At 69.2% G+C, this 23,087-nt stretch carries 23 protein-coding genes and 1 tRNA gene; 13 read left to right on the top strand and 11 right to left on the bottom strand.

Annotation, left to right across the window (positions count from 1 at the left end; translation table 11 throughout):
• The first annotated feature begins 37 nt into the window (after positions 1-37).
• Positions 38-799 (top strand): SDR family oxidoreductase, encoded by a 762-nt coding sequence (locus BM041_RS18280; RefSeq protein WP_092961326.1) that lies wholly within the window; start codon positions 38-40, stop codon positions 797-799.
• An 18-nt stretch (positions 800-817) separates the two neighbouring features.
• Here BM041_RS18280 and BM041_RS18275 read toward each other — a convergent pair whose 3' ends face one another.
• From BM041_RS18275 to BM041_RS18260, 4 genes are read right to left on the bottom strand one after another with little or no spacing between them, the layout of a single operon-like run.
• Positions 818-1,702, bottom strand: a complete 885-nt coding sequence (locus BM041_RS18275; RefSeq protein ID WP_092961325.1) for a carbohydrate ABC transporter permease — start codon at positions 1,700-1,702, stop codon at positions 818-820.
• Positions 1,695-2,648 (bottom strand): carbohydrate ABC transporter permease, encoded by a 954-nt coding sequence (locus BM041_RS18270; RefSeq protein WP_092961324.1) that lies wholly within the window; start codon positions 2,646-2,648, stop codon positions 1,695-1,697. Before BM041_RS18270 ends, BM041_RS18275 begins: the two co-directional genes overlap by 8 nt.
• 49 nt (positions 2,649-2,697) lie before the next feature.
• A complete protein-coding gene (locus BM041_RS18265) occupies positions 2,698-4,023 on the bottom strand; it encodes an ABC transporter substrate-binding protein (RefSeq protein ID WP_092961323.1) in 1,326 nt (441 codons plus the stop codon).
• A gap of 43 nt (positions 4,024-4,066) precedes the next feature.
• Positions 4,067-5,110 carry an ABC transporter ATP-binding protein gene (locus BM041_RS18260; protein ID WP_092961322.1) on the bottom strand — a complete coding sequence of 348 codons (1,044 nt, stop codon included), beginning with the start codon at positions 5,108-5,110 and terminating at the stop codon, positions 4,067-4,069.
• 184 nt (positions 5,111-5,294) lie between these two features.
• Between BM041_RS18260 and BM041_RS18255 the strand changes: the two genes are divergently transcribed.
• Complete coding sequence (locus BM041_RS18255; protein WP_175534013.1) at positions 5,295-6,458, top strand: multidrug effflux MFS transporter; 1,164 nt, start codon at positions 5,295-5,297, stop codon at positions 6,456-6,458.
• 27 nt (positions 6,459-6,485) lie between these two features.
• Here the strand turns inward: BM041_RS18255 and BM041_RS18250 are convergent, their stop codons facing one another.
• Positions 6,486-7,460, bottom strand: a complete 975-nt coding sequence (locus BM041_RS18250) for an alpha-ketoacid dehydrogenase subunit beta (RefSeq protein WP_175534012.1) — start codon at positions 7,458-7,460, stop codon at positions 6,486-6,488.
• 2 nt (positions 7,461-7,462) lie between these two features.
• The gene (locus BM041_RS18245; protein WP_092961319.1) at positions 7,463-8,452 is read right to left on the bottom strand and encodes a thiamine pyrophosphate-dependent dehydrogenase E1 component subunit alpha; all 990 of its coding nucleotides are present in this window, start codon (positions 8,450-8,452) and stop codon (positions 7,463-7,465) included.
• A gap of 122 nt (positions 8,453-8,574) precedes the next feature.
• On the opposite strand from BM041_RS18245, the gene BM041_RS18240 reads away from it, so the two are divergent.
• From BM041_RS18240 to BM041_RS18225, 4 genes are all read left to right on the top strand, one after another.
• The gene (locus BM041_RS18240) at positions 8,575-9,381 is read left to right on the top strand and encodes a hypothetical protein (protein ID WP_092961318.1); all 807 of its coding nucleotides are present in this window, start codon (positions 8,575-8,577) and stop codon (positions 9,379-9,381) included.
• A complete protein-coding gene (locus BM041_RS18235; protein WP_092961317.1) occupies positions 9,381-11,111 on the top strand; it encodes a thiamine pyrophosphate-binding protein in 1,731 nt (576 codons plus the stop codon). The genes BM041_RS18240 and BM041_RS18235 overlap by 1 nt, the downstream gene beginning before the upstream one ends.
• 67 nt (positions 11,112-11,178) lie before the next feature.
• Entirely contained in the window at positions 11,179-12,807 is a 1,629-nt protein-coding gene (locus tag BM041_RS18230) for an FMN-binding glutamate synthase family protein (protein ID WP_092961316.1), read from the top strand.
• A 38-nt stretch (positions 12,808-12,845) separates the two neighbouring features.
• A complete protein-coding gene (locus BM041_RS18225) occupies positions 12,846-14,408 on the top strand; it encodes an acyl-CoA synthetase (protein WP_092961315.1) in 1,563 nt (520 codons plus the stop codon).
• Here the strand turns inward: BM041_RS18225 and BM041_RS18220 are convergent.
• A complete protein-coding gene (locus tag BM041_RS18220) occupies positions 14,405-14,674 on the bottom strand; it encodes a cupin domain-containing protein (RefSeq protein WP_092961314.1) in 270 nt (89 codons plus the stop codon). The two genes, BM041_RS18225 and BM041_RS18220, sit on opposite strands and share 4 nt — an antisense overlap.
• Positions 14,675-14,750: 76 nt before the next feature.
• Here BM041_RS18220 and BM041_RS18215 point away from each other — a divergent pair, with 76 nt between their 5' ends.
• The 4 genes from BM041_RS18215 to BM041_RS18200 are packed head-to-tail and all read left to right on the top strand — an operon-like array spanning position 14,751 to position 18,915.
• Positions 14,751-15,986, top strand: coding sequence for a metal-dependent hydrolase family protein (locus BM041_RS18215; RefSeq protein ID WP_092961313.1), 1,236 nt, complete (start codon positions 14,751-14,753; stop codon positions 15,984-15,986).
• On the top strand, positions 15,983-16,876 hold the full coding sequence (locus BM041_RS18210) for a polysaccharide deacetylase family protein (RefSeq protein WP_092961312.1): 894 nt from the start codon (positions 15,983-15,985) through the stop codon (positions 16,874-16,876). Before BM041_RS18215 ends, BM041_RS18210 begins: the two co-directional genes overlap by 4 nt.
• A gap of 14 nt (positions 16,877-16,890) precedes the next feature.
• Positions 16,891-17,838, top strand: a complete 948-nt coding sequence (locus tag BM041_RS18205; RefSeq protein WP_217648760.1) for a polysaccharide deacetylase family protein — start codon at positions 16,891-16,893, stop codon at positions 17,836-17,838.
• Between the two features lie 51 nt (positions 17,839-17,889).
• Positions 17,890-18,915: a hypothetical protein gene (locus BM041_RS18200; protein WP_092961310.1), complete on the top strand. Its 1,026-nt coding sequence runs from the start codon at positions 17,890-17,892 to the stop codon at positions 18,913-18,915.
• 9 nt (positions 18,916-18,924) lie between these two features.
• Here BM041_RS18200 and BM041_RS18195 read toward each other — a convergent pair whose 3' ends face one another.
• On the bottom strand, positions 18,925-19,209 hold the full coding sequence (locus tag BM041_RS18195) for a hypothetical protein (protein ID WP_092961309.1): 285 nt from the start codon (positions 19,207-19,209) through the stop codon (positions 18,925-18,927).
• 119 nt (positions 19,210-19,328) lie between these two features.
• On the opposite strand from BM041_RS18195, the gene BM041_RS18190 reads away from it, so the two are divergent.
• The 3 genes from BM041_RS18190 (at position 19,329) to BM041_RS18180 (ending at position 20,764) form a co-directional block, all read left to right on the top strand.
• Complete coding sequence (locus BM041_RS18190) at positions 19,329-19,958, top strand: glutathione S-transferase family protein (RefSeq protein WP_092961308.1); 630 nt, start codon at positions 19,329-19,331, stop codon at positions 19,956-19,958.
• An 86-nt stretch (positions 19,959-20,044) separates the two neighbouring features.
• Positions 20,045-20,136, top strand: a tRNA-Ser gene (locus tag BM041_RS18185).
• 337 nt (positions 20,137-20,473) lie between these two features.
• The gene (locus BM041_RS18180; protein WP_092961307.1) at positions 20,474-20,764 is read left to right on the top strand and encodes a hypothetical protein; all 291 of its coding nucleotides are present in this window, start codon (positions 20,474-20,476) and stop codon (positions 20,762-20,764) included.
• Between the two features lie 212 nt (positions 20,765-20,976).
• On the opposite strand, the gene BM041_RS18175 is transcribed toward BM041_RS18180, so the two are convergent.
• Genes BM041_RS18175 through BM041_RS18165 form a run of 3 tightly spaced genes read right to left on the bottom strand, consistent with a single transcriptional unit; the run spans position 20,977 to position 23,086 of the window.
• Complete coding sequence (locus tag BM041_RS18175) at positions 20,977-22,197, bottom strand: CaiB/BaiF CoA transferase family protein (RefSeq protein ID WP_092961306.1); 1,221 nt, start codon at positions 22,195-22,197, stop codon at positions 20,977-20,979.
• 2 nt (positions 22,198-22,199) lie between these two features.
• Positions 22,200-22,643: a MaoC family dehydratase gene (locus BM041_RS18170; protein WP_092961305.1), complete on the bottom strand. Its 444-nt coding sequence runs from the start codon at positions 22,641-22,643 to the stop codon at positions 22,200-22,202.
• Positions 22,643-23,086 (bottom strand): hypothetical protein, encoded by a 444-nt coding sequence (locus tag BM041_RS18165; protein ID WP_092961304.1) that lies wholly within the window; start codon positions 23,084-23,086, stop codon positions 22,643-22,645. Before BM041_RS18165 ends, BM041_RS18170 begins: the two co-directional genes overlap by 1 nt.
• Between the last annotated feature and the right edge of the window lies 1 nt (position 23,087).

The following is a 23,087-nucleotide window of genomic DNA, read 5'->3' as shown; positions in this document are numbered from 1 at the left end:
GGCTTCGCGCATCAGCAATGCAGGGAGGGAAGGCGCGATGGCACGCCTGACGGGGAAGATCGCCTGGGTGACGGGCGCGGGCAGCGGGATCGGGGAGGCCGCGGCGCTCGCGCTGGCGGAGGAAGGTGCCACGCTGGTGCTGACCGGCCGCCGCGTGGCGCCGCTGGAGGATGTGGCGGCGCGCATCCGCGCCAAGGGCGGGGAGGCGCATGTCCAGGCCGCCGACATGATGGTGGGCGCGCAGGTCGCCGCCATCGGGGCCTTCCTGGAGGAGAAGTTCGGGCGGCTCGACGTGCTGGTGAACAATGCCGGCCTGAACATCACGCCGCGCCGCTGGGGCGTGCTGTCCATGGAGGGAGCGGATGAACTGATCCGCGGCAACCTCAACAGCGCCTTCTACGCCGTCACGGTGGCGCTGCCGCTGATGCGGAAGCAGGGCGGCGGCGCGATGATCCACACGGCATCGATGGCCGGCCGCCTCGTCTCCCCCATGTCCGGCCCCGGCTATACCGCCGCCAAGCACGCAGTGGTGGCGATGAGCCATTCGATCAACGCGGAGGAATGCGTCAACGGCATCCGTTCATCGGTGGTCCTGCCGGGTGAGGTCGCGACGCCGATCCTCGACAAGCGCCCCAACCCCGTGAGCGAGGAGGAGCGGGCGAAGATGGTGCAGAGCGCCGATGTGGGCGACCTGATCCGCTACATCGCCTGCCTGCCGCCGCATGTCGTGCTGAACGAGGTCTGGATCACGCCGCGCCACAACCGCAGCCTGATCGCGACGCTGGAGCGGAAGCTGTAGCGGGCCTGGGCGCCGTGGCTATTCCTTCACGGCGCCCGTCAGGCTGCTGACGTAGTAGTCAACGAAGAAGCTGTAGAAGATCGCGACCGGCAGCGAGCCCAGCAGCGACCCCGCCATCAGCGCGCCCCACTGGTAGACGTCGCCTGTCACCAGTTCCGTCAGGATCGCGACGGGAACGGTCTTGTTCTCGCTGCTCTGGATGAAGGCGAGCGCGTAGATGAACTCGTTCCAGGACAGGGTGAAGCTGAAGATGCCGGCGGAGATCAGGCCCGGGATCGCCAGCGGCAGGGTGATCTGCCGCAGGATCTGCAGGCGGGACGCGCCATCGATCAGCGCGCATTCCTCCAGCTCATAGGGGATCGACTTGAAATAGCCGATCAGCAGCCAGGTGCAGAAGGGAACCAGGAAGGTCGGGTAGGTCAGGATCAGCGCGAAGGGCGTGTCGAACAGGCCAAGCTGCACCACCATCGTCGCCAGCGGGATGAACAGGATGGAGGGCGGAACGAGATACGCCAGGTAGATGGCGAGGCCCACATACTGGCTGCCCCGGAACCGCAGCCGCTGGATGGAGTAGGCCGCGAGCGTGCTGGCGAAGAGCGACAGGAAGGTCGCCGCGATGGAGACCAGCATCGTCGTCCACAGCCAGCTCGGATAGCTCGTGTTGAACAGCAGGTGCTTGATGTGGTCGAGGGTGGGGGAGGTGATCCAGAACGGGTTGTGCTGCGCGAAGTCGTACAGCTCCGCATTCGGTTTGAAGGCCGTCACACCCATCCAATAGAAGGGGAAGAGCAGGATCAGCAGGAAGCAGGCCAGCGGGACGTAGAGCATCACGACCCGCCGGGACTTGCTGTCCCAGCTCAGCATCTCCGGCGCCGCGGTGGCGGAATTGGTGGCCTCAGTCATTGGACTCTCCCTGCTGCCACTTGCGCCGGGCAAGGCCGAAGTAGCTGAACAGCGTCGCGAAGACGAGGAAGGGGATCATCGCCACCGCGATGGCCGCACCCTCGCCGAGCTGCCCGCCCGGGATGCCGCGCTGGAAGGCGAGCGTCGCCATCAGATGGGTGGAATTGACCGGCCCGCCGCGCGTGATGGCGTAGACCAGCTGGAAATCGGTGAAGGTGAAGATGATGCTGAAGGTCATCACGATCGCCAGGATCGGCATCAGCATCGGGAAGGTGATGTGGCGGAAGCGCTGCCAGGGCGTCGCGCCGTCCAGCAGCGCGGCCTCATACAGCGAGGGCGAGATGGTCTGCAGCCCCGCGAGCAGCGAGATCGCGACGAAGGGGATGCCGCGCCAGATATTGGCGAAGATCAGCGACCAGCGCGCCGGCCAGGCGGTGTTGATGAAGTCGATCGGCCCCTCGGTCAGCCCCATCTTCATCGAGAGGTAGGAGAGGATGCTGAACTGGGGGTCGTAGATCCACCAGAAGGCGATGGCGGACAGCACCGTCGGCACGATCCATGGCAGCAGGATGATCGCGCGCAACAGCGACTTCATCGGCAAATGCTGGTTCAGCAGCAGCGCGAGCCAGAGGCCGAGGCCGAATTTCCCGACCGTCGCGACCGCGGTGTAGAAGACGCTGTAGAAGACCGAATTGAGGAAGATGGGATCGCCCATCAGGTACTCGAAATTCTCCAGCCCCACCCAGATGCCGGCGCGGCCGATGGTCGTGTCCGTGAAGGCCAGCCAGATGCCGAGGCCGAGCGGATAGGTCAGGAATGTCATCAGCAGCCCGACCGCGGGGGCCAGGCAGACGATGATGAGGAAGGCCTTGTTGTCGAACAGCCGGGCGAGCGCGCCGGGTTGCTGGCGCGTCTTGGTCCATGCGGGTGCGGTGGTGGCGGACATGGTCCCTCCCGGCGGGGAGGGGCCGGCCAGGATGGCCGGCCCCGTTCGTTCAGCGGCGGCGGAAGTAGCGCTGGGCGCGGCGTTCCGCTTCCGCCGCGGCGGCCTGCGGCGTGGCCTGGCCGGAGGCGACGGCCGCGCACATCTGCACCATGACATAGTCCGCCGTCGCGGCGACGGAGCCTTCCGTGATCGGGCCCTTGTAGCCGTTCCAGAAGGGGTTGTTCATGGTGTCGCGGAACACGGCGATCTTCGGATCGCGCGTCCAGGTGGCGCTGGCGGCATAGGCGTTCAGCGGCTGCGACCAGTAGCCGATATTGGCCTGCAGCCAGGGGTCGTACTGCTCGGCCTCGAACAGGTACTGCAGCAGCGCCTTGGCGGCATTGGGGAAGCGGCTGTGGCGGAACACCATGGCGTTCAGCGTCAGCCCCGCATTCGGCACGGCGTTCAGCGTGCCCTTCGGCATTGGCGTCATCTGCGTGTCTTCCGCGATGGGCCGCAGCGCCGGGTCGTTCAGCATGGAGAAATACAACGAGACGCCATTCTGCGTCAGGTGGCATTCGCCCGCCGCATAGGCGCGGTTGTTGCTGATGTCGCCCCAGGCCAGCGTGCCAGGCACGAAGGTCGGGTAGAGTTCGCGCAGGTAGTTCAGCGCCGCGATGGTCTGCGGGCTGTTGATGCTGACCGCGCCCTGTTCATCCGTCAGCGACCCGCCGAAGGACCAGACCAGCCAGTTCGCGAAGGCGTTGCCGTCGCCGACCGCATTGCCCAGCGCGAAGCCCGCGGGCTTGTTGATGCGGCGCAGCGCCTGGCAGAGCCGCAGGAAGCCCGCATGGTCGTCCGGCACGCTGTCGAAGCCCGCTTCGCGGAGCGTGGAGGTACGCCAGATGGCCGGGCCGCCGGAGGCGCCGAAGGGCAGGCTGATCCAGCGTTCGCCGCGCCGCCCATAGGCCTGCGCCAGCGGCCGCCAGCCGCCGTATTTCTGGCCGAGATAGGTGGCGACGTCGGTGACGTCGTGGATCTTGTCGGCGAACAGGTGCGGCCCGGCGTCGAAGCCCACGATGATGTCGGGGCCGGCGCCGGTGTTCGCGGTGACGGCGGTCTGCTGGGTGATGTCCTCCCACCCCACGAAGTCCACGCGGACCTCGATGCCGTTCGCCTGGGCGAAGCGCTGGCAATTGGCGCGCCAGACATCCTCATCCGGCTGCACGAAGCGCACGGGGCGCAGCATGCGCAGCGTGGCGCCCCGTTCGATCGGCAGGCTGGGCGGCGTCGCGGGCTGGGTCGCGATCTGCGCCTGGGCGGCGCCGCCCGCGGTGGCGGCCGCCACGGCGCCGGCGGCGGCCAGGGTTTCGCGTCTGGTGATCAGGTTGGCCATCTTGTTCTGCTTCCTCCTTGTTTGTCGTTCACGCAGGCAGGGGTCAGGACAGGCGGTTCCCGTCCGGGCCGAAGAGATGCACGAGCGAGAGGTCCGGCATCACCCGCAGCGGGTCGCCCGGGCGTCCCTGCACCCGTTCGCGGAAGGCGCCGATGATCTGCGTCTCCCCGATCCGCAGCGTCACCTGCGTCTCCGACCCCGTGGGTTCGACGATCACGATCGTCCCCTCCACGCCGTCATCCGCCAGCATCAGGTGCTCCGGCCGGATGCCGTAGGTGGCGGCATTGCCGCTGGTGCCGGGGGGCAGGGGCAGCAGCGCGCCGCCATCGGTGCGGAAGCCGCCATCGGCGATGCGGCCGGGCAGCAGGTTCATGGCGGGGCTGCCGATGAAGCCGGCGACGAACAGGTTGGCCGGCCGGTCGTACAGCGCCAGCGGCGCGCCCGCCTGCTCGATCCGCCCGCCATTCATCACGACGATCTGATCGGCCATGGTCATGGCCTCGATCTGGTCATGCGTGACGTAGATCGTCGTCGTGGCCAGGCGCTGCTGCAGTTCCTTGATCTCGGACCGCATCTGCACGCGCAGCTTGGCGTCGAGGTTGGATAGCGGTTCGTCGAACAGGAAGACCTGCGGGTGGCGCACGATGGCGCGCCCCATCGCCACGCGCTGGCGCTGGCCGCCGGAGAGCTGCCTCGGATACCGATCAAGCAGCGCGTCGAGGCCGAGGATCTTCGCCGCGCGATTCACCTCCTCCTCCATCACCGAAGCCGGCGCCTTCGCGAGCTTCATGGAGAAGGCCATGTTCTCCCGCACCGTCATGTGCGGGTAGAGCGCGTAGTTCTGGAACACCATGGCGATGTCCCGGTCCTTGGGCGGGACGTTGTTCACCACGCGCCCGCCGATCGCGATCTCTCCGCCCGAGATGTTCTCGAGTCCCGCGATCATCCGCAGCAGCGTGGATTTCCCGCAGCCGGACGGACCGACCAGGACGACGAATTCGCCATCCGCGATCTCGACATCGACGCCATGAAGAATCTTGGTGCTGCCGAAGACCTTCTTCGCCTGCCGCACCGATACTGTCGCCATGCGTCGCCCCCCGCGCGCCTCACTTGCCGGGGCTGCGCAGCCGCAAGCTAGGCATGGGTTTGGCATACGCGCAACCTCGCGCAGTAACTGCGTGGTTCACCTGTGCGTCGCGCATGGCTTCGCGCTGGACGCGGGAAGCCTCCGGGGTCTAGCCATGTTGCGTTGCAGCATGAAGGCTTCGCGCATGCCCGAACACTACAGGCGCCTGGCGATCCTGCTCGGCGCCCTGACCGCGCTGGGGCCGCTCGGCGTCGACATGTACCTGCCGGCCTTCCCGGCCATGGGGTCCGATCTCGCGGCCTCCCCGGCCGAGGTGCAGCGTTCGCTCGCCACCTTCCTGCTCGGCATGGCGTTGGGCCAGCTTGTCTATGGGCCGCTGGCGGACCGCATCGGCCGGCGCGTGCCGATGATGGTGGGCCTCGTGCTCTTCATCCTGGCCTCCATCGGCTGCGCCCTGGCGCAATCCGCGGAGTCGCTCGCCTGGCTGCGGCTGGCGCAGGCGCTGGGCGGCTGCGTCGGCACCGTCGTCTCCCGCGCCGTGGTGCGGGATCTGTGTGACGAGCGTGGCGCGGTGCGGATGATGTCGCTGCTGATGCTGGCGATGGGGGCCGCACCGATCCTCGCGCCCATGTTCGGCGGCTGGATGCTGGTGGGCTTCGGCTGGCGGAGCATCTTCTGGTTCCTCGCCCTCTATGGCGCGGTCGCGCTGGCCGTGCTGGCCGCGACGCTGCCGGAGAGCCTGGCGCCGGAGCAGCGACGCCGCGACGGCCCGATGGAGGTTCTGGCCACCTACCTCGCCATCCTGCGGGACCGGCGCTTCCTGGCGCCGGCGCTGGCGAGTTCCGTCCCCATGGCGGGCCTCTTCGCCTATCTCGCGGGGTCGCCGATCGTGCTGATGAACGTCCATGGCCTGACGCCGGCGCAATACGGCCTGGCCTTCGGGTCCAACGCGCTGGCGCTGATCGCGGCCAGCCAGGTGACGGCGCGGCTGGTGCGCCGCCATGCGCCGGGCTGGCTGCTGCCGCGGGTGCTGGTGGTGCAGGCGGCGGCCGGGGTGCTGGCGCTGGGGGCGGTGCTGTCGGGCCTGCTGGTGCCGCTGCTGGCCGCGCTGTTCCTGTATCTCGGCCTGCTCGGCGCGACCCTGCCGCTGGCCGGCGCGCTGGCCATGCAGCCCATGGGGCGGGTCGCGGGCAGTGCCTCCGCCGTGATGGGCACGATCCAGTTCGGCCTCGGCGCGCTGGTCGGCGCGCTGATGGGCGCGATCGGCGGCGGTGCGCTGGCCATGGGCGTGCTGCTGGGCCTCGCGGGGCTGTCGGGCCTGTCGGCCTATCAGCTGCTGCGGCGCTGACCGGTCAGGCCACGGGATTAGGCGGGCCTATCGCCGCATCAGCGCTTCCGCGGCCGCCACGATCTTCGCCGTGTCGGGCTTCAGCGCATCCTCCAGCGGGGGCGCGAAGGGCACGGGCACGCGGGGCTGCCCGACCCGCGCCACGGCCTTGATCGCGGCGGGGCCCAGGCGCTCCACCATCCGCGCCACGACCTCCCCGCCGAAGCCGCCGACCGTCACCGCCTCATGCGCCACCAGCAGCCGGCCGGTGCGGTGGAGGGAGGCGGCGACCGCCTCCTCGTCCCAGGGCCAGAGGGTGCGGAGGTCCAGGATCTCGGCCTCGATCCCGCGCTCCGCCAGCATGGCGCCGGCTTCCTCCACCTGCGGCACGATGGCGGACCAGGTGACGATGGTCAGGTCCTTGCCCGCGCGCGCCAGCCGCGCCTTGCCGAAGGGGATGGGGTCGATCACCGCCGGGACCTCCCCGGTCAGCGGGAACAGGTTCTTCGGGTCGAAGAACAGCACCGGATCGTCGCTGCGGATGGCGGAGACCAGCAGCCCGGCCGTATCCGCGGGCGTGGCGGGGACGGCGACGATCACGCCGGGGATGTGGGTGAACCAGGATTCCAGCGTCTGGCTGTGCTGTGCGGCGGAGTTGCGCCAGATGCCGTGCGGCATGCGTACCACCACGGCGGGCTTGGCCTGGCCGCCGAACATGTAGCGCACCTTGGCGACCTGGTTCACCAGTTCATCCATCGCGCACATGACGAAGTCGAAGATCCGCATCTCGATGATCGGCCTGGTGCCGACCAGCGCGGCACCGAGCCCGCCGCCCATGATCATGCTTTCGCTGATGGGCGTGGAGACGATGCGGTCGGCCCCGAATTCATCGAGGAACCCGCGATACTGGCCGAACAGCCCGCCGCGGGCCACGTCCTCCCCCAGCACCCAGACGGTTGGATCGCGCCGCATCTCCTGCAGCGCGGCGAGGCGCGCGGCCTCCACGAGCGTCACCTGCGCCATGGTCAATGCGCCTCCACCGCGCCGCAATCCTGCACGTCTTCCCAGGCGATGGCCGGGTCGGGCCAGGGGGCGGAGAGGGCATCCTCCCGCGCATGGGTCATCTCGGCCCGGGCCTCCCCCTGGATGCCGTCCAGCATCGCGGCGGGCACGCCTTCCGCCAGCAGGCGGGCGCGGAGGCGGCCGATGGGCTCGGCCTCCTTCGCCGCCGCCACCGCGGCGGGGTCGCGCCAGGCGGCGGGGTCGCTGCTGGTGTGGCCGGTGATGCGATAGGTGGTGGCGTGCAGCAGCCGGGGGCCGGACCCGCCGCGGATCTCCGCCACCAGCCGGGCAGCGGCTTCGTCCACCGCCGCGGCGTCGTTGCCGTCCACGCTTGTGCAGGGCACGCCGAGCGACTGCGCCCGCGCCGCCACGCCGGGGCCGGCGGTGACGGAGGCGGTGGCGGTGAAGGCGGCGACGCCATTATCCTCGCACACGAAGAGCACCGGCAGCCGGTACAGTACGGCCCAGTTCAGCCCCTCCAGGAACGGGCCGCGGTTGATGGCGCCATCGCCGAAGAAGCAGGCGACGATGCTGTCCGCGCCCAGCAGCTTGATGCCCTGCGCGGCGCCCACCGCGATGGGGATTCCCCCCGCCACCACGCCGTTCGCGCCCAGCATGCCGACGCTGAAATCGGCGATGTGCATGGAGCCCCCCTTGCCCCGGCAATGCCCGCCGGCGCGGCCGAACAGCTCCTCCATCATGCCGGAGACGCCGGCCCCCTTGGCCAGCGCATGGCCGTGGCCGCGATGGTTGGAGGTGATGCGGTCATCCCGCCGGAGGTTGCCGCAGACCCCGGCGGCCACGGCTTCCTGCCCGATCGAGACATGAAGCGGCCCGGGGATCTCGCCCGCCTTGTGGGCGGCCAGGGCCGTCTCCTCGAAGGCACGGATGCGGCACATGGTGCCGTAGAGCGTGATGAGCCGCGCGCGGTTATCCCCGCCTGTATTCGTCATCCGGTTCCGTTTCCCCAACCGTAGCCCTTGGCACCCCGGCGCGATGCGGGGGGCTTGCGGAGGATGCTTGAGCGGGCGAAGGAATCAAGCCGGGGTGGTCAACACCCGGTTCGGGGGGAAGCATGGACGGCGGCAGGCTGGTCCTGGATAGCGTTACGCAGCTGTCATCCGCCGCGCGGGGTCGTGTCGCCTGCTGCGCCAGCCATGGTGGTGTCTATGCCGCCTGGTATGCGGCGCGCGCGGGCGTGTCCGCGGTGGTGCTGCATGATGCCGGGATCGGCCGGGACGGCGCGGGGATCGGCGGGCTGGACTGGCTGGCGGGGCATGGCGTGCCGGGCGCCACGGTCGGTTTCCGCACGGCGCGCATCGGCGATGGCGCGGACATGATGGCGCGCGGTGTCCTGAGCTTCGTCAACGCGCCCGCGGCCGCGCTGGGCCTGGCGCCGGGCATGGGATGCAGGGCGGCGATGGCGCTGCTCGAGTCCGCCCGCCTGCCGGCGGCGCCCGAGGTCGGCGGGATGGGAGAGGCGCGGCACGAATTGCCGGGGCGCGGCGCCATGCGGGTCTTCGCGCTCGATTCGAACGGCCTGGTCGGGCCGGGCGATGCCGGGCACATCGTCGTCACCGGATCGCATGGCGGGCTGCTGGGCGGGCGGCCGGAGACGGCGGTGAAGGCCGCGGTGCGCGCCGCGCTCTACAACGATGCCGGCATCGGGATCGATGATGCAGGCATCTCCCGCCTCCCTGCGCTGCAGGCGCGCGGCATCGCCGGCGCCACCGTCGGCGCCGATACCGCCCTGATCGGGGACGGGATGAGCACCTGGCGGGATGGCATCATCTCCGCCGTCAATCCGCTGGCCGCCGAACGCGGCGGCCGCATCGGACAATCCGCGCGCGACTTCGTCGCCGCCATGCTGGAGCACGATTGATGACTGCCAATGCCACCCGCCGCATGACCGGCGGCGCCGCACTCGCGGAGATGCTCAAGCTGCATGAGAGCGGCCCGATGTTCGGCATGGGCGGTTTCCAGTTGCTGCCCTTCTACGAGGCGTGCCGGGTGCTGAAGGTGCAGCACTACCTCATCAACGACGAACGCTGCGGGGCCTTCGCGGCGGATGCCTATGCGCGCGTCACCAACCGGCCCGGCCTGGTGGATGGCACGCTCGGCCCGGGTGCGACGAATCTGGCGACGGGACTGGCGGAGGCGTTCAACGCGGGCATGCCCATGGTCGCCATCATCGGCGACGCCAACCGCCAGCACGCCTGGAAGAACATGACGCAGGAGGCGCGGCAATTCGACGTGCTGCGGCCCCTGGTGAAGGAGGCGATCCGCGTCGAGGTCATCTCCCGCATCCCCGAACACCTGCGCCGCGCCTTCGCCGTTGCGACCTCCGGCCGTCCTGGCCCGGTGCTGCTGGCGGTGCCGGAGGATATCGCCCATGGCGAGCATGATTTCGACGCCGGCGATTTCTGGATCGACCCCGGCACACTGAAGGCGCAGGCACGCCGTTCCCGCCCCGCGCGGGACGACCTGGCCCGCGCCGCGGCGCTGCTGGCCAAGGCCGAACGCCCGCTGATCCTGGCTGGCGGCGGCGTGCATATCAGCGAGGCGTCGGAGGCGCTGCTGGCGCTGGCGGAGGCACAGGGCATCCCGGTGGCGCACACCATGTCCGGCAAGGGCGCGATCGGCTGCAACCACGCGCTCTCCGCCGGCGTCTTTGGCCGCTATTCGCGCATCGCCAATGATTTGATCGGGATGAGCGACTGCCTGCTGGTGGTGGGCTGCAAGCTGGGGGAGATCGCGACCAAGCGCTTCACCCTGATGCCGGCGGGCGTGCCGCTGATCCACCTCGACATCGTGGCGGAGGAGATCGGGCGGACGACGCGGCAGGATGTCGCGCTCGTCGGCGATGCCCGCTGCGGGCTGGAGGATCTGCTGGCCGAACTCGGCCCGCGCACGGACCGCCGCGCGGCCTGGTGCGCGGAGGTGCCGAAGCGCATGGCCACCTGGCTGGACAGCGCGCGGGACCGGCTGGAGAGCGTGGAAAGCCCGATCAATGTCGGCCGCCTGATGGGCGAGTTGAACAAGATCCTTCCCGACGACGCCGTGCTGGTGGCGGATGGCGGCTTCGCCGGGCATTGGGGCGGGCTGCTCTTCGACACCAAGCGGGCGGGCAGGGGGTTCGTGGCGGATCGCGGCTTCGCTTCCATCGGCTATGGCGTGCCGGGTGGCATCGGGGCGCAGATCGGCGTGGGGTCGAAGCGCCGCGTCGTGTCGCTGACGGGTGATGGCGGCTTCAACATGTCGATGGGCGACCTGGAGACGGCGCGGCGCGTCGGCGCGCCCATCGTCGCCTGCATCTTCAACAACGCGGCCAGCGGCTATGTGAAGGCGTTGCAGCACGCGGTCTTCGGGCATGGCAACTACCAGTCCTCCGACCTGGTGGAGATGAACTACGCGAACATCGCCGACGCCATGGGCTGCCAGGGGATCCGGGTGGAGGACCCGGAGAGGCTCGGCGACGCCATCCGGGCAGGGCTGGAGAACACGGACACGCCGACGGTGCTGGACATCGTCGTCACGCGCGACCCGGCCAAGATGCTGCCGGCGGCGGATAACCGGACGCTGAAGGTAACCAAGGGCGACCGGCCGGTGTGATGTCATCGCGGCCGTAACACTTGGGTTGCGGTTCGCGAATAGACTGAGGCGAATCGAGGACGCGCCCATGCCCCGCCTGCCCCATGCCCGCTTCATCCCCCTGGCCCTGGCGCTGGGGGGCGCGGGGCTGTCGGCGATTTCGCTGCTGGCCTGGCCGGGCTTCTGGCCGGCGGTGGCGCTGGCCGTCACGGGCGGCCTGGCGGCGCTGGGGCTGCGGGACCTGTTCCACCCCACCCATGCCGTACTGCGCAACTACCCCATCGCCGCGCATCTCCGCTTCATCCTGGAAAGCATCCGGCCGGAGATGCGGCAGTATTTCTTCGAGGATGAGAAGCACGGCACGCCCTTCAGCCGCGACAAGCGCGCGGTGGTCTACCAGCGCGCCAAGATGCAGCTGGACAAGCGCCCCTTCGGCACCCAGTACGACGTCTACCAGAACGGGTTCGAATGGCTGCAGCACTCCATGGCCGCGAAGCCGCCGGCGCATCAAGCGCCGCGGGTGGTCATCGGCGGGCCGGATTGCGCGAAGCCCTATGCGAGTTCGCTGCTCAACATCTCCGCCATGTCGTTCGGCAGCCTCTCGGCCAACGCCATCAAGGCGCTGAACAAGGGCGCGCGCGATGGCGGCTTCGCGCATGACACGGGGGAGGGCGGCCTCAGCCCGCATCACAAGGAACATGGCGGCGACCTGATCTGGGAAATCGGGTCTGGCTATTTCAGCGCCCGCAACCCGGATGGCAGCTTCTCCCCGGAATTGTTCGCGAAGGTCGCGGCCAGCGACCAGGTCAGGATGGTGGAGCTGAAGCTCAGCCAGGGTGCCAAGCCCGGCCATGGCGGCGTGCTGCCCGGCGCCAAGGTGACGGCGGAGATCGCGCTGACCCGCGGCGTGCCGATCGGCACGGATTGCGTCTCTCCCCCCAGCCATTCCGCCTTCTCCACGCCCATCGAGATGATGCGCTTCATCGCGGAGATGCGGCGCCTGTCCGGCGGCAAGCCCGCGGGCTTCAAGCTCTGCATCGGGCATCGCTGGGAGTTCCTCGCGATCTGCAAGGCGATGCTGGAGACCGGCATCACCCCCGATTTCATCGTGGTGGATGGGGCGGAGGGCGGCACGGGCGCGGCGCCGCTGGAGTTCATGGACCATATCGGCATGCCGATGCGGGAGGGGCTGGACTTCGTCCACAACGCGCTCATCGGCGTCGGCCTGCGGGACCGCGTGCGGATCGGCGCCAGCGGCAAGATCGCCAGCGGCTTCGACATGGCTCGGGCCATGGCGCTGGGCGCGGATTGGTGCAATTCGGCGCGGGGCTTCATGTTCGCGCTGGGCTGCATCCAGTCGCTCTCCTGCCACACGGATCGCTGCCCGACCGGCGTCGCGACGCAGGACCCAACGCGCAGCCGCGCGCTGCTGGTGCCGGACAAGGCGACGCGCGTGCGCCAGTTCCATGCCGCGACGCTGGAGGCGCTGGGCGACATGGTGGCGGCCGCGGGCCTCGACCATCCAAGCCAATTGCGGCCCGAACACTTCATGCGCCGCGTCTCCGGCCAGGATGTGCGCAGCTTCGCCGAATTGTTCCCCCGCCTGGAGGATGGCGCGCTGCTGCGGGGCTGCGACGATCCGCGCTTCCGCGATGCCTGGGCCATGGCGGATGCCGGAAGCTTCGCGCCGCGGCGGGTGGCAAGGGCGATGGCCTAGGCTACTCTGCCCTGCCGGCAACAGGCGGGGAGGACAGCGTGGGACACGCGAATGCGGCCAATCTCGGGCGCCTGCTGACGCAGACGGCGCGGCGCGTGCCCGGCTCGATTGCGCTGGTCTGGGGCGCGCGGGCCTGGAGCTGGGCGGCGCTCGATGCGCGGGTGGACCGGCTGGCGGTGGCGCTGCGCGACCTTGGCGTCGGCAAGGGCGACCGCGTGCTGGTCCATTCCCGCAACACCAACGCGATGTTCGAGACGATGTGGGCCTGCTTCAAGGCCGGCGCCGTCTGGGTGCCGACGAATTTCCGGCTGACACCGGCGGAGGTGACCTACCTCGCCACCTCCTCCCGCGCCGTGGTGATGATCCGCGATGCGGGTTTCGCGGGGCACGCCGCGGCGGTGCGCGCGGCATCGCCGCATCTGCGCGCCGTGGTCGCGGTCGGCGATGCGGGGCCGGGGGAGCAGGATTACGAGACGCTGCTCGCCGGCGCGGTTCCGCCGCCGCCGGACCATGAGGCCGCTGTCGGCTACGATGATCCCTGCTGGTTCTTCTACACCTCCGGCACCACCGGCCGGCCCAAGGCGGCGGTGCTGACGCATGGGCACATGGCCTTCGTCGTCACGAACCACCTGGCGGATCTGATGCCGGGCACGACGGAGCATGACGCCTCGCTCGTGGTCGCGCCGCTGTCGCACGGCGCCGGCATCCATGCGCTGGCGCAGGTCGCGCGCGGCGCCCGTTCCGTGCTGCTGGCCGGGGAGAAATTCGATCCGGCGGAGGCCTGGGCGCTGGTGGAGGAACACCGCGTCTCCAACATGTTCACCGTCCCCACCATCCTGACCGCGCTGGTCCGTGACCCCGCGGTGGACCGGCACGACCATGCCTCGCTGCGCCACGTCATCTATGCCGGCGCGCCGATGTATGACGCCGACCAGCAGGAAGCGCTGGCGAAGCTCGGCCCCTGCCTGGTGCAGTATTTCGGCCTCGGCGAGGTCACGGGGAACATCACCGTGCTGCGGCCGGACCAGCATGTCCCGGATAATGCCGGCAGTTGCGGCGCGCCCCGCACGGGCATGGAGGTCGCGATCCTCGGCGAGGACGGCACGCGCCTGCCGCCCGACAGGATCGGGGAGATCTGCGTCCGCGGCCCCGCCGTCTTCGCCGGCTATTTCGAGAATGACGCCGCCAACGCCAAGGCCTTCGCCGGTGGCTGGTTCCACACCGGCGATCTCGGCCGGATGGATGCGCGGGGGTTCCTGTTCATCACCGGCCGGGCGTCGGACATGTTCATCTCCGGCGGATCGAACGTCTATCCGCGGGAGGCCGAGGAAGCGATCCTGACCCATCCGGCGGTGGCGGAATGCGCCATGGTGGGCATGCCGCATCCGAAATGGGGGGAGGCCGGAATCGCCTGCGTCGTGCCCCGCCCCGGCATGGCGGTGGAGGAAGCCGCGGTGCTGGCCCATCTGCGGGACCGCATCGCCCGCTACAAGCAGCCGCTGCGGGTGGTGGTCTGGGACGCGCTGCCGAAATCGGGCTACGGCAAGGTGCCGAAGAACCTGGTGAAGGCGCGGCTGGAGGCGGAAGGAGTGGGGTTCTAGCGCCGCCGCCCCGCCAGATAGGACGCGCCCGCCGGCCCCGCGATTTCCGCGTGCAGCGTGCCGCGCGCGACCTCGAAGCTCTCGCCCGCCTGGTAGGCGCGGCGGCTCTCCCCGGTGCCATAGGTCAGCGTGCCGGACAGGATCAGCAGCCGCGCATCGAAGGGGTGGGTATGGTCGGGCGTCGCCTCATCCGGCGGCAGGGTCCGCTCCACCGTCTCGGTATAGCCGTCGCGCGCCAGGGCGGCTTCGAAGGCGGTGCGGTCCATGGATCGGCTCCCCCGGGTATGGTCGGCGCGGCCGGTTCCGGGCTAGCCTCCGCGCCGCATCCAGCAGGGGTCTAGCATGTCCGCCACCATCTTCACCAATGCCCGAATCCTCGATGGCCGCGTCGATGGCGGGATCGAGGGCCATGTGCTGGTGGAGGGTGGCACGATCCGCGAGGTTTCCGACAAGCCCATCGCCAGCAGCACCGCCCGGGTGATCGACCTCAAGGGCCGCACGCTGATGCCGGGGCTGATCGACGCCCATGTGCATGTGATCGCGAGCGAGGTGAACCTGGCGCGCCACGCGCTGCTGCCGGATGCGGTCGTCGCCTTCCGGGCCTCCAAGATCATGAACGCCATGCTGATGCGCGGCTTCACCACCATCCGCGACCTCGGCGGCGCCACCCAGGGCCTGCGCCAGGCGCGGGACGAGATGCATTTCGACGCACCGCGCATGGTGATCTGCGGCAAGGCGCTCTCCGCCACCGGCGGCCACAGCGACGGCCGCGGGCGGTATGACAGCCGCGACATGGCCTATCTGGAAGCGCGCCTCGGCTGCCTCGGCCGGATCGCCGATGGCGTGGACGCCGTGCGGCGCGCGTGCCGGGAGGAGATCAAGGCCGGCGCCGATTACATCAAGATCATGGCCAATGGCGGTGTCGCATCGCCGACCGACCCCATCGCCTTCCTCGGCTACTCGAAGGATGAGATCCGCGCGGCGGTGGAGGAGGCGGATATGGCGCAGACCTATGTCGCAGCCCACCTCTACACCGACCAGGCGATCGACCGCGCCGTGGAATGCGGCGTCCTGTCCCTGGAACACTGCAACCTGATCGAGGAGAAGACGGCCAGGAAGGCCGCCGATGCCGGCGCCATCGCCTGCCCGACCCTCGTCACCTACGAATACCTGAAGATCGAGGGCGCCTCCCTCGGCCTCGGCGCCGAGAGTGTCGCCAAGATCGACACGGTCCGCCTGGCGGGGCTGGAGAGCCTGGAGAAGATGCAGCGCGCGGGCCTGACCATGGCCTTCGGCACCGATCTGCTGGGCGAGATGCATCGCCACCAGTCGGAGGAATTCGTCATCCGCGGCCGCGTGCTGCCGGCGATGGAGGTCATCCGCTCCACCACCGTCCACGCCGCGAAGCTGCTGCGCATGGAAGGCAAGATCGGCACCATCGCGCCCGGCGCCTTCGCCGATCTGGTCGTGGTGGATGGCGATCCGCTGGCCGACCTGTCGCTGCTGACGGGGCAGGGGAAGCACCTGTCCGCCATCATGCAGGATGGCCGCTTCATCAAGGATGCCCTCGCGGCATGATTGATCCGGAGGCCCGCTTCCCGCACGCCCCGCTGCCCTTCCGTCCCAGGCTCACCTGGCCGGGGGGCGCGCGGATCGCGGTGTGGGTCTGCCCGAACATCGAGCATTACGAATTCATGCCGGCCCAGGTCGGCAGCCCGCGCGATCCCTGGCCGCGCACGCCGCATCCCGATGTGCTGTCCTATTCGCTGAAGGACTACGGCAACCGCGCCGGCGTCTGGCGGATGATGGAGGTGCTGGACCATCACGGCATCCGCGGCAGCGTCAGTTTCTCGATGAGCGTGGGGGAGATGTTCCCCCAGGTGCTGGACGGCATGCTGAAGCGGGACTGGGACGTGTTCAGCCACGGCCTCTACAACACCCGCTACCACTGGAACCTGAACGAGGATGCAGAGCGCGCGGAAATCCAGGCGAGTGTCGAGGCCTGGCGGCGGATGACGGGGAAGCAGTTGCGCGGCTGGTTCTCCCCGGCTGCCTCCAACACGCTGGTCACGCCGGACCTCGTCGCGGAGGCGGGGATTTCCTACATCACCGACTTCTACCATGACGACCAGCCGGTGCCGGTGCGCGTGCGGTCGGGCAGGCTGGTGTCGATCCCCTACCAGATGGACCTCAACGACGCCGTGATGATCGGCGCCGCGGCGAATGAGGGCGAGGACTTTCTTCGGACGGCCGTGGACATGTTCGACACGCTCTACGCGGAAGGGGAGGCGCAGCCGCGGGTGATGTGCGTGGCGCTGCATCCCTACCTCATGGGGCGGCCCCACCGCATCGGCTACCTCGACAAGATCCTCGCCCATATGCGGAAGCATGAGGGCGTCTGGTTCGCGACAGGCGCGGAAATGGCGGATTGGTACCTGGAACACCATTACGACGCGGCGATGCGATGACCCTGCAGCCCGGCATGGACCACGACATCCACGCCTTCTCCGCGCAGCCCTGGCGACCCGAACGCGCCTGGCGCAGCGGCCGCAAGCTGGCCGTCTACCTGCTGCTGCATGTCGAGCACACGGAGATCGTGCCACCGGCCGACACCCACCGCGACCCGCGTTTCCGCGGCGCCTTCTTCAGCGGCACCCCGGACTGGACGGCCTATACGCTGCGCGACTACGGCAACCGCATCGGTGCCTGGCGCATCCTGGACGTGCTTGATCGCCTGAAACTGCCCGCCAGCGTGGCCGTGAACCTGATGGCGGCGCAGCGCCATCCGGAACTGGTGGCCGCCTGCCGCGACCGGGGGTTCGAGCCGGTGGCGCATGGCGTCTCCGCCAGCCGCATGCCGACATCACGCATGACGGAGGCCGAGGAGCGCGCCGCCATCATCGAGGTACGGGACGGCCTGGCTGCGATCTGGCCCGGCGCCACCGGCTGGCTCGGCCAGGATCACGGCGCCACCGCCCACACCACGCGCCTGCTGGCGGAAGCGGGCTTCGCCTATGGCCTCGACTGGGCGAATGACGAGGAACCCTACCACCACGCCTCGGGCCTGGTGGCGATGCCGCCGCCCGGCGAATGGGACGATGTCCAGACCCTGGTGCTGCGCCGCGTGCCCGTCCCCCGCTGGCCCGGCCTGGTGCGGGATGCGGTGGAGCGCCTGGTGGCGGAGGAGCGTGGCGGGCGGGTGCTGGGCATCGGCATCCATCCCTGGGTGATGGGCGCGCCCCACCGCATCCGCTACCTCGCGGAAAGCCTGGCCTGGCTGGCGGCACGCGACGACATCGAGGTCACGACAGCAGGGGCGCTGGCGGCCGACGCGTTGGGGGTTGCCCCTCCCACATCGAGCCGCGACCGGGGAGCAAGTCCCGACAGATTCTTGGTGTTGCGGCCGTTTCGTTCTCCGCGCGATAGTTGAGTATGGCTCGCGGCATGCACCGCGATCCGGAGCACATCGGACCGACCGCCCATGCCGCCGGATGGGACTACCGCGACGCAGGAGGCCGCCAGCGCTTCCGAAACCGAGCATCGGACGGCCCTTCCAGCCGGGTCCGGCGGGGCCGCCCCGGATGCGGTCGACCTTGCCGCGCTCCCGCCGGCCGATACGGCATTCGATGATTTTGAGCGCTTCAAGGATGAGCTGTTCAGCCTCGTCGAAAGGCCCGGGTCAATCCGGTCTTCCGAACCATTGTCTCCTGCCTGGTCATTCAGGCGCCTGTTGCGGGGACACCGGGACGAGGACGCTTCCTACAGCGAACTCGTCGCCCACTACGCCGCGCTCTGGCCCCTACTCGAACAGCCGGAGAACCGTCGCTACAGCGCGCAGACGCTGCTCGGGCTTGAATTCCTGAAGACGGGGCGGCTGCAAGAAGCATCCGCTATCGTGAACAATGTGGAATTTCAGATCTCGACGCCGAAGGCGCTCAGCTACGTCATGCGGGGTGTCGGGTCCTTCATGCGGATCGGGATCATCCTCGGCTTCTTTGTTGCCTATGCGGCGCTGAGCATCTCCCTGTTTCCGGGTGGGACCGCCCGGATCACCAGCTTGCTGCAGGACATCGATCCGAAGGCGTATTCCGTTCTCGTGGCGGCGCTCAGCGGGATGCTCGGTAGCATCGTCAGCATCCTTCTGCGCATCGCCGAGTTCGAAAGCACGCGAGGGAGATCGAAGAGCTTCCTGGAACTGACCGGCGCGACGCTACCGCTGGTTGGCGGCGCCTTCGGAGCCGTCATCGCCGCCCTGCTGGCGGCGAACATCGTCAACATCAGTTTTGGCAACGTGCCGGGCGGCAATATCTGGCTCTACGTCGTCGTAGGCTTCCTCTCGGGCTTCAGCGAACGCTTCTCCCGCAGCTTCCTCAACATGGCGGAAAGCCGGCTGGCGGCCGCGGCAGACCGCCCGCCTGAAGGTGGCCCGGGCGGGCGCGCCGCATCATCCGATGCGGGCGCCAATGCCCGCATCAATGCGGCCAACCGGCCTCGGCGGCCAAGATAGTCGCTGCGGTCAGATGAACTGGCCGCGCAGGAACCCGAGCGCGGGCAGGGGGCTCCATTTCTTCGGCAGGTCGGCACGGCGGATCGGCGCCACGCTGTAATGCGGCACCGGCTGTTCCGACCGGCGCAGGAAATCCTCATAGGCCGAGACCTGCTGGGCGCGCCAGGCACGATCCTCCAGCGCCGCGGTGCGGTTCCGGTAGACGTTGGCGACGCGGCTTTTCCGCCCCGCGGTGGCGATCACCGCCCAGAGCGTATCGTCATCGCCGCTGCCGACGGGGATGATGGGCTTCACCCCCCCTGGATCGCAAACCCCGGGCGCCTTGGTCAAGCGTGGCGTGCGCCACACCCCTTTGCCCAGGCCGCCCGCCATGGGATCACAGGCCCAAGCCTGCCACGAGGAGAGGACCCCGCATGATCGACCTCTACACCTGGAACACGCCGAACGGCCGGAAGATCTCGGTCGCGCTGGAGGAGATGGGCCTGCCCTACAAGGTCCATACGGTTAACATCTCCAAGAACGAGCAGTTCGAACCCGCCTTTCTGGCGATCTCCCCCAACAACCGCATCCCGGCCATCGTGGACCCGGATGGGCCGGGCGGCGCGCCGATCAGCGTCTTCGAGTCGGGCGCGATCCTTCTGTACCTCGCCGAGAAAACCGGGAAATTCCTGCCGAGGGACACTCGGGGAAAAGTCGCCGTGACGGAATGGCTGATGTGGCAGATGGGCGGCTTCGGCCCCATGCCCGGCCAGGTCCATCACTTCCTGATGCAGCCGGAGGGCCCGGCGCGGGACTATGGCTTCAAGCGCTACCACACGGAGACGAAGCGCCTCTACGGCGTGCTGGAGAAGCGCCTGGCGGGACGGGAGTATGTGGCGACGGAGGGCGAGCCCTCCATCGCCGATTTCGCCATCCTGGGCTGGGCCTGGCGGCATGAGCGGCATGAGGTCCCCTTCGACGACCTGCCGAACGTCGCCGCCTGGTACCAGCGGATGATGGCCCGCCCGGCGACCGCCCGTGGCTTCGAAGTGGCGCTTTCCTGAATAGACCGGCGGGGGCGCGCTTGTGCCCCCGCGCCTCTGCCGCTATGAGGACCCCTGCATACGTCGTGCAACTTCAACACCCTTGAGGAGGGGTGGCCGAGTGGCTGAAGGCGACGGTTTGCTAAACCGTTATAGGGGTAAAACCCTATCGAGGGTTCGAATCCCTTCCCCTCCTCCACGCATCGCGTGATTTCAGCGGCTTAGCGTCGCATCCCCTCATCATCCCCCGATCCGTCCCCGTAATGCCGTCGCGATACCCCTTGCGCGGCGGTCACGTCTCCGCGCGTGCGGTGTGATCGCGCCCTACGACAAGGCCCCCCGGCGGGGTGGGGGAGGGGGTTTTCGCGGGAGAGGGGAGGAGGGGGAGAGGTCGCCCGCACACTTCGCCCCGCTGTCATCCTTCCCCCGGTCCAGATTTTCCCCGGGTGGCGGTGAAGGTTACCCCCGTCCCGTGACGGCGCCGGATGGCCCAAGGCGTTCTTTATACGTTCGCATTCGGCTGGTAGCATGGCGGGATGCCGCGCCGCCGCTCTCTGTCCATCGAAGCTTCGGCCGCCGCCATGGATGCGGCCAAGGCGATGCGCGCTGCCGCGGTGCGCGTCTGCACTCAGGCGCCGATCACCAGCCCGGCCTATGTCGAGGCGTCGGCCACCCTCGCCCAACTGGACCGGCTGGCGGAGGCGCTGACGGGGCGGTGCGGCGTGCTGCACGATCCCAGGCACACAGCGGGCGGCCGGTACCCGGTTCCAGATCGACTGCGCCGTGGGCAGAAACTCCGGCGAAAGACCCTCGGGTGGTCGTCCTGATCGGATCACCTTCACCCGCTGCCGCCGGAACTCCGGCGGTCAGGGCCTGTGGACAGTCAGCCTGCGGGCACGTTCGGCGGCGCTTTTCCGCGCCTGCGGCGTCAGGCGGCTCACTGTCCACAGGCCCGAGGGCACCCTGAATTCACACCTCCCTCGCCGGCGTCGGGGTGTCCACGCAACCGGGTCAACGCCAACTCCCGACACTCGCCCGGCTACGCCGGGGGCGCTGCCTCCGCCAGGCCGAAGGCGCCGGCCTGGCGCGCGGCCTCGATGGCGGCGTCATCCAGGCCAAGCTCCGCCAGGATCTGCGTGGTGTGCTCCCCGACGGAAGGCGGGGGAAGGCGCACGCCCACCGGGGCGGCGCCGAGCGTGAAGGGGGGTGCCACGCCCTGCTCGGCCTGTCCGTTCCGCTCCCAGTGCAGCACCGCGCCAACCGCCTCCAGCTGGGGATGGTCGGCTGCCTGGCCCACATTGTGCACCCGCGCGACATTGACCTTGGCCGCGCCAAGGCGGCGCAGGATCTCGTCGCAGGTCAGGCCGCGCGTCACGGCAGACAGCGTCTCCACCAGCGCCACGCGATGCGTCCGGCGATCCATGGCGGTGGTGAAGTCCGGCCGGTCCAGCCGCGCCGGATCCAGCGCATGCGCCAGGCGGCGCCACATGTCGTCCGACGGCGCGATGATGACGACATCGCCGTCCGCGGCGGGAAAGACCTGGTTCGGGACGCTGAGGTGATTCGCCGTGCCCATGCGGCGGTGCTCGGTCCGGGCCAGCCACCAGTCGGTGTAGAAGTAGCTCATCAGATGCGCGGAGGATTGCAGGAGGGAGGAGGTGACCTTCTGCCCCTCGCCGGTCTTTCCCCGGTGCAACAGCGCGGCGAGGATGGCGCAGACCATGCCGAGGCTGCCATGCAGATCGATCCCCGCGGTGCCGACGCGCACGGGTGGGCGGTCCGGCTCCCCGGTCAGGTGCATCAGCCCGCTATGCGCCTGCAACGCGACGTCATTCGCGCCGAAGTCGCGCAGCGTCCCGCTCTCGCCATAGCCGGAGAAGCCGCAATGGATCAGGCGCGGATTGGCGGCCCGCAGGTCATCCCAGCCGAGGCCCCATTTCTCCATCGCGCCGGGCCGGAAATTGTGGACCAGCACATCCACCGATGCCGCCAGGCGCTTCACGAGGGCGAGGCCCGCCGGCGACTTCAGGTCGATCGCGATGCTGCGCTTGTTGCGGTTGAGCGCGAGGTAGGACGGGCTGGCGCCGAGCCGTTCCAGCACCGGCGCCGTCACGCCGAAGCCGCGGGCCTCATCCCCGCGGCCGGGCTCCTCCACCTTGATCACATCGGCGCCGAGGTCGCCCAGCACCTGGGTCGCCGCCGGGCCGGCGAAGACGCGGCTGAGGTCCAGCACGCGCACGCCATCGAGGACGCCATCCATGCTCAGTTCACGCGAAGGGCGGCGGTGCCGACGGTGACGATCCTGCCCGCACCATCCTCCGCCCAGACCTTCAGCGCCAGCCGGCTGCCGCCTTCCGGCAGCGCCTCCACCCCCTCCACCCGCAGCGCGCAGGTGATGGGGACATTCTCATAGACCGGGGCGATGAACTTGGTGACCAGCGCACCCGGATCCTCCAGCACCTGGGTGCCGAAGCTGCGCAGCAGCAGGTCCAGGATCCAGTTGGTGGTGATCATGCCGTCGGAGATGATGCCCGGCAGGCCCTGGCCCTTCGCGTATTCATCATCATCATGGATGGTCGGCACGCTGAAATGCACGCGGCCGTCATTGGCTTCGACGGTCGGCAGCGCATCGACATACCAGCGCATCCGTTCCCGCGTCATGATGCGGGGCCTGGCGCGGATTTCGTCACCGGGGCGGAGTTCCATCACGCGGCGTCCTTCGCGGCTTCGCGGTAGGAAAGGCAGACGGTGTCGCGGTATTCCACCAGCAGGCGGCCGGTCGCCTTCTCCCGCATCGTGATGTCCACATCCATGTATTCGCGCCCGCGCTTCATGCTGCGGCTGCGCACCACGCCCTCGACCGCCAATGGCGTGCCGGCGCGCAGGGCGCCGTGCCAGCGCACATCGAAGGTGTAGTGCACGCGCGCATTCGGCCCGCAGCCCTCAGGGCAATACAGGGTATAGAATCGCAGCTTCTCCAGATGCGCCATGCTGGGCGGCACGATCGGGTTCGGATCGTCCTGGAAACAGGGCTGGTGCATCTCATTCGCGTGGCAGTATTCGCGCACCTGGAAGGGGCTGATCACCACCTCGACCGGCCCGAGCCGATCGCCTTCCTCAAGGTCACTCGTGTAGCGGCCGGTTGCCATC

It is taken from the genome of Falsiroseomonas stagni DSM 19981 (assembly GCF_900114315.1).
Lineage (GTDB): Bacteria > Pseudomonadota > Alphaproteobacteria > Acetobacterales > Acetobacteraceae > Falsiroseomonas > Falsiroseomonas stagni.
Note: the sequence above shows the minus strand (reverse complement) of the source record. Positions and strands in the feature narration are given on the sequence as shown.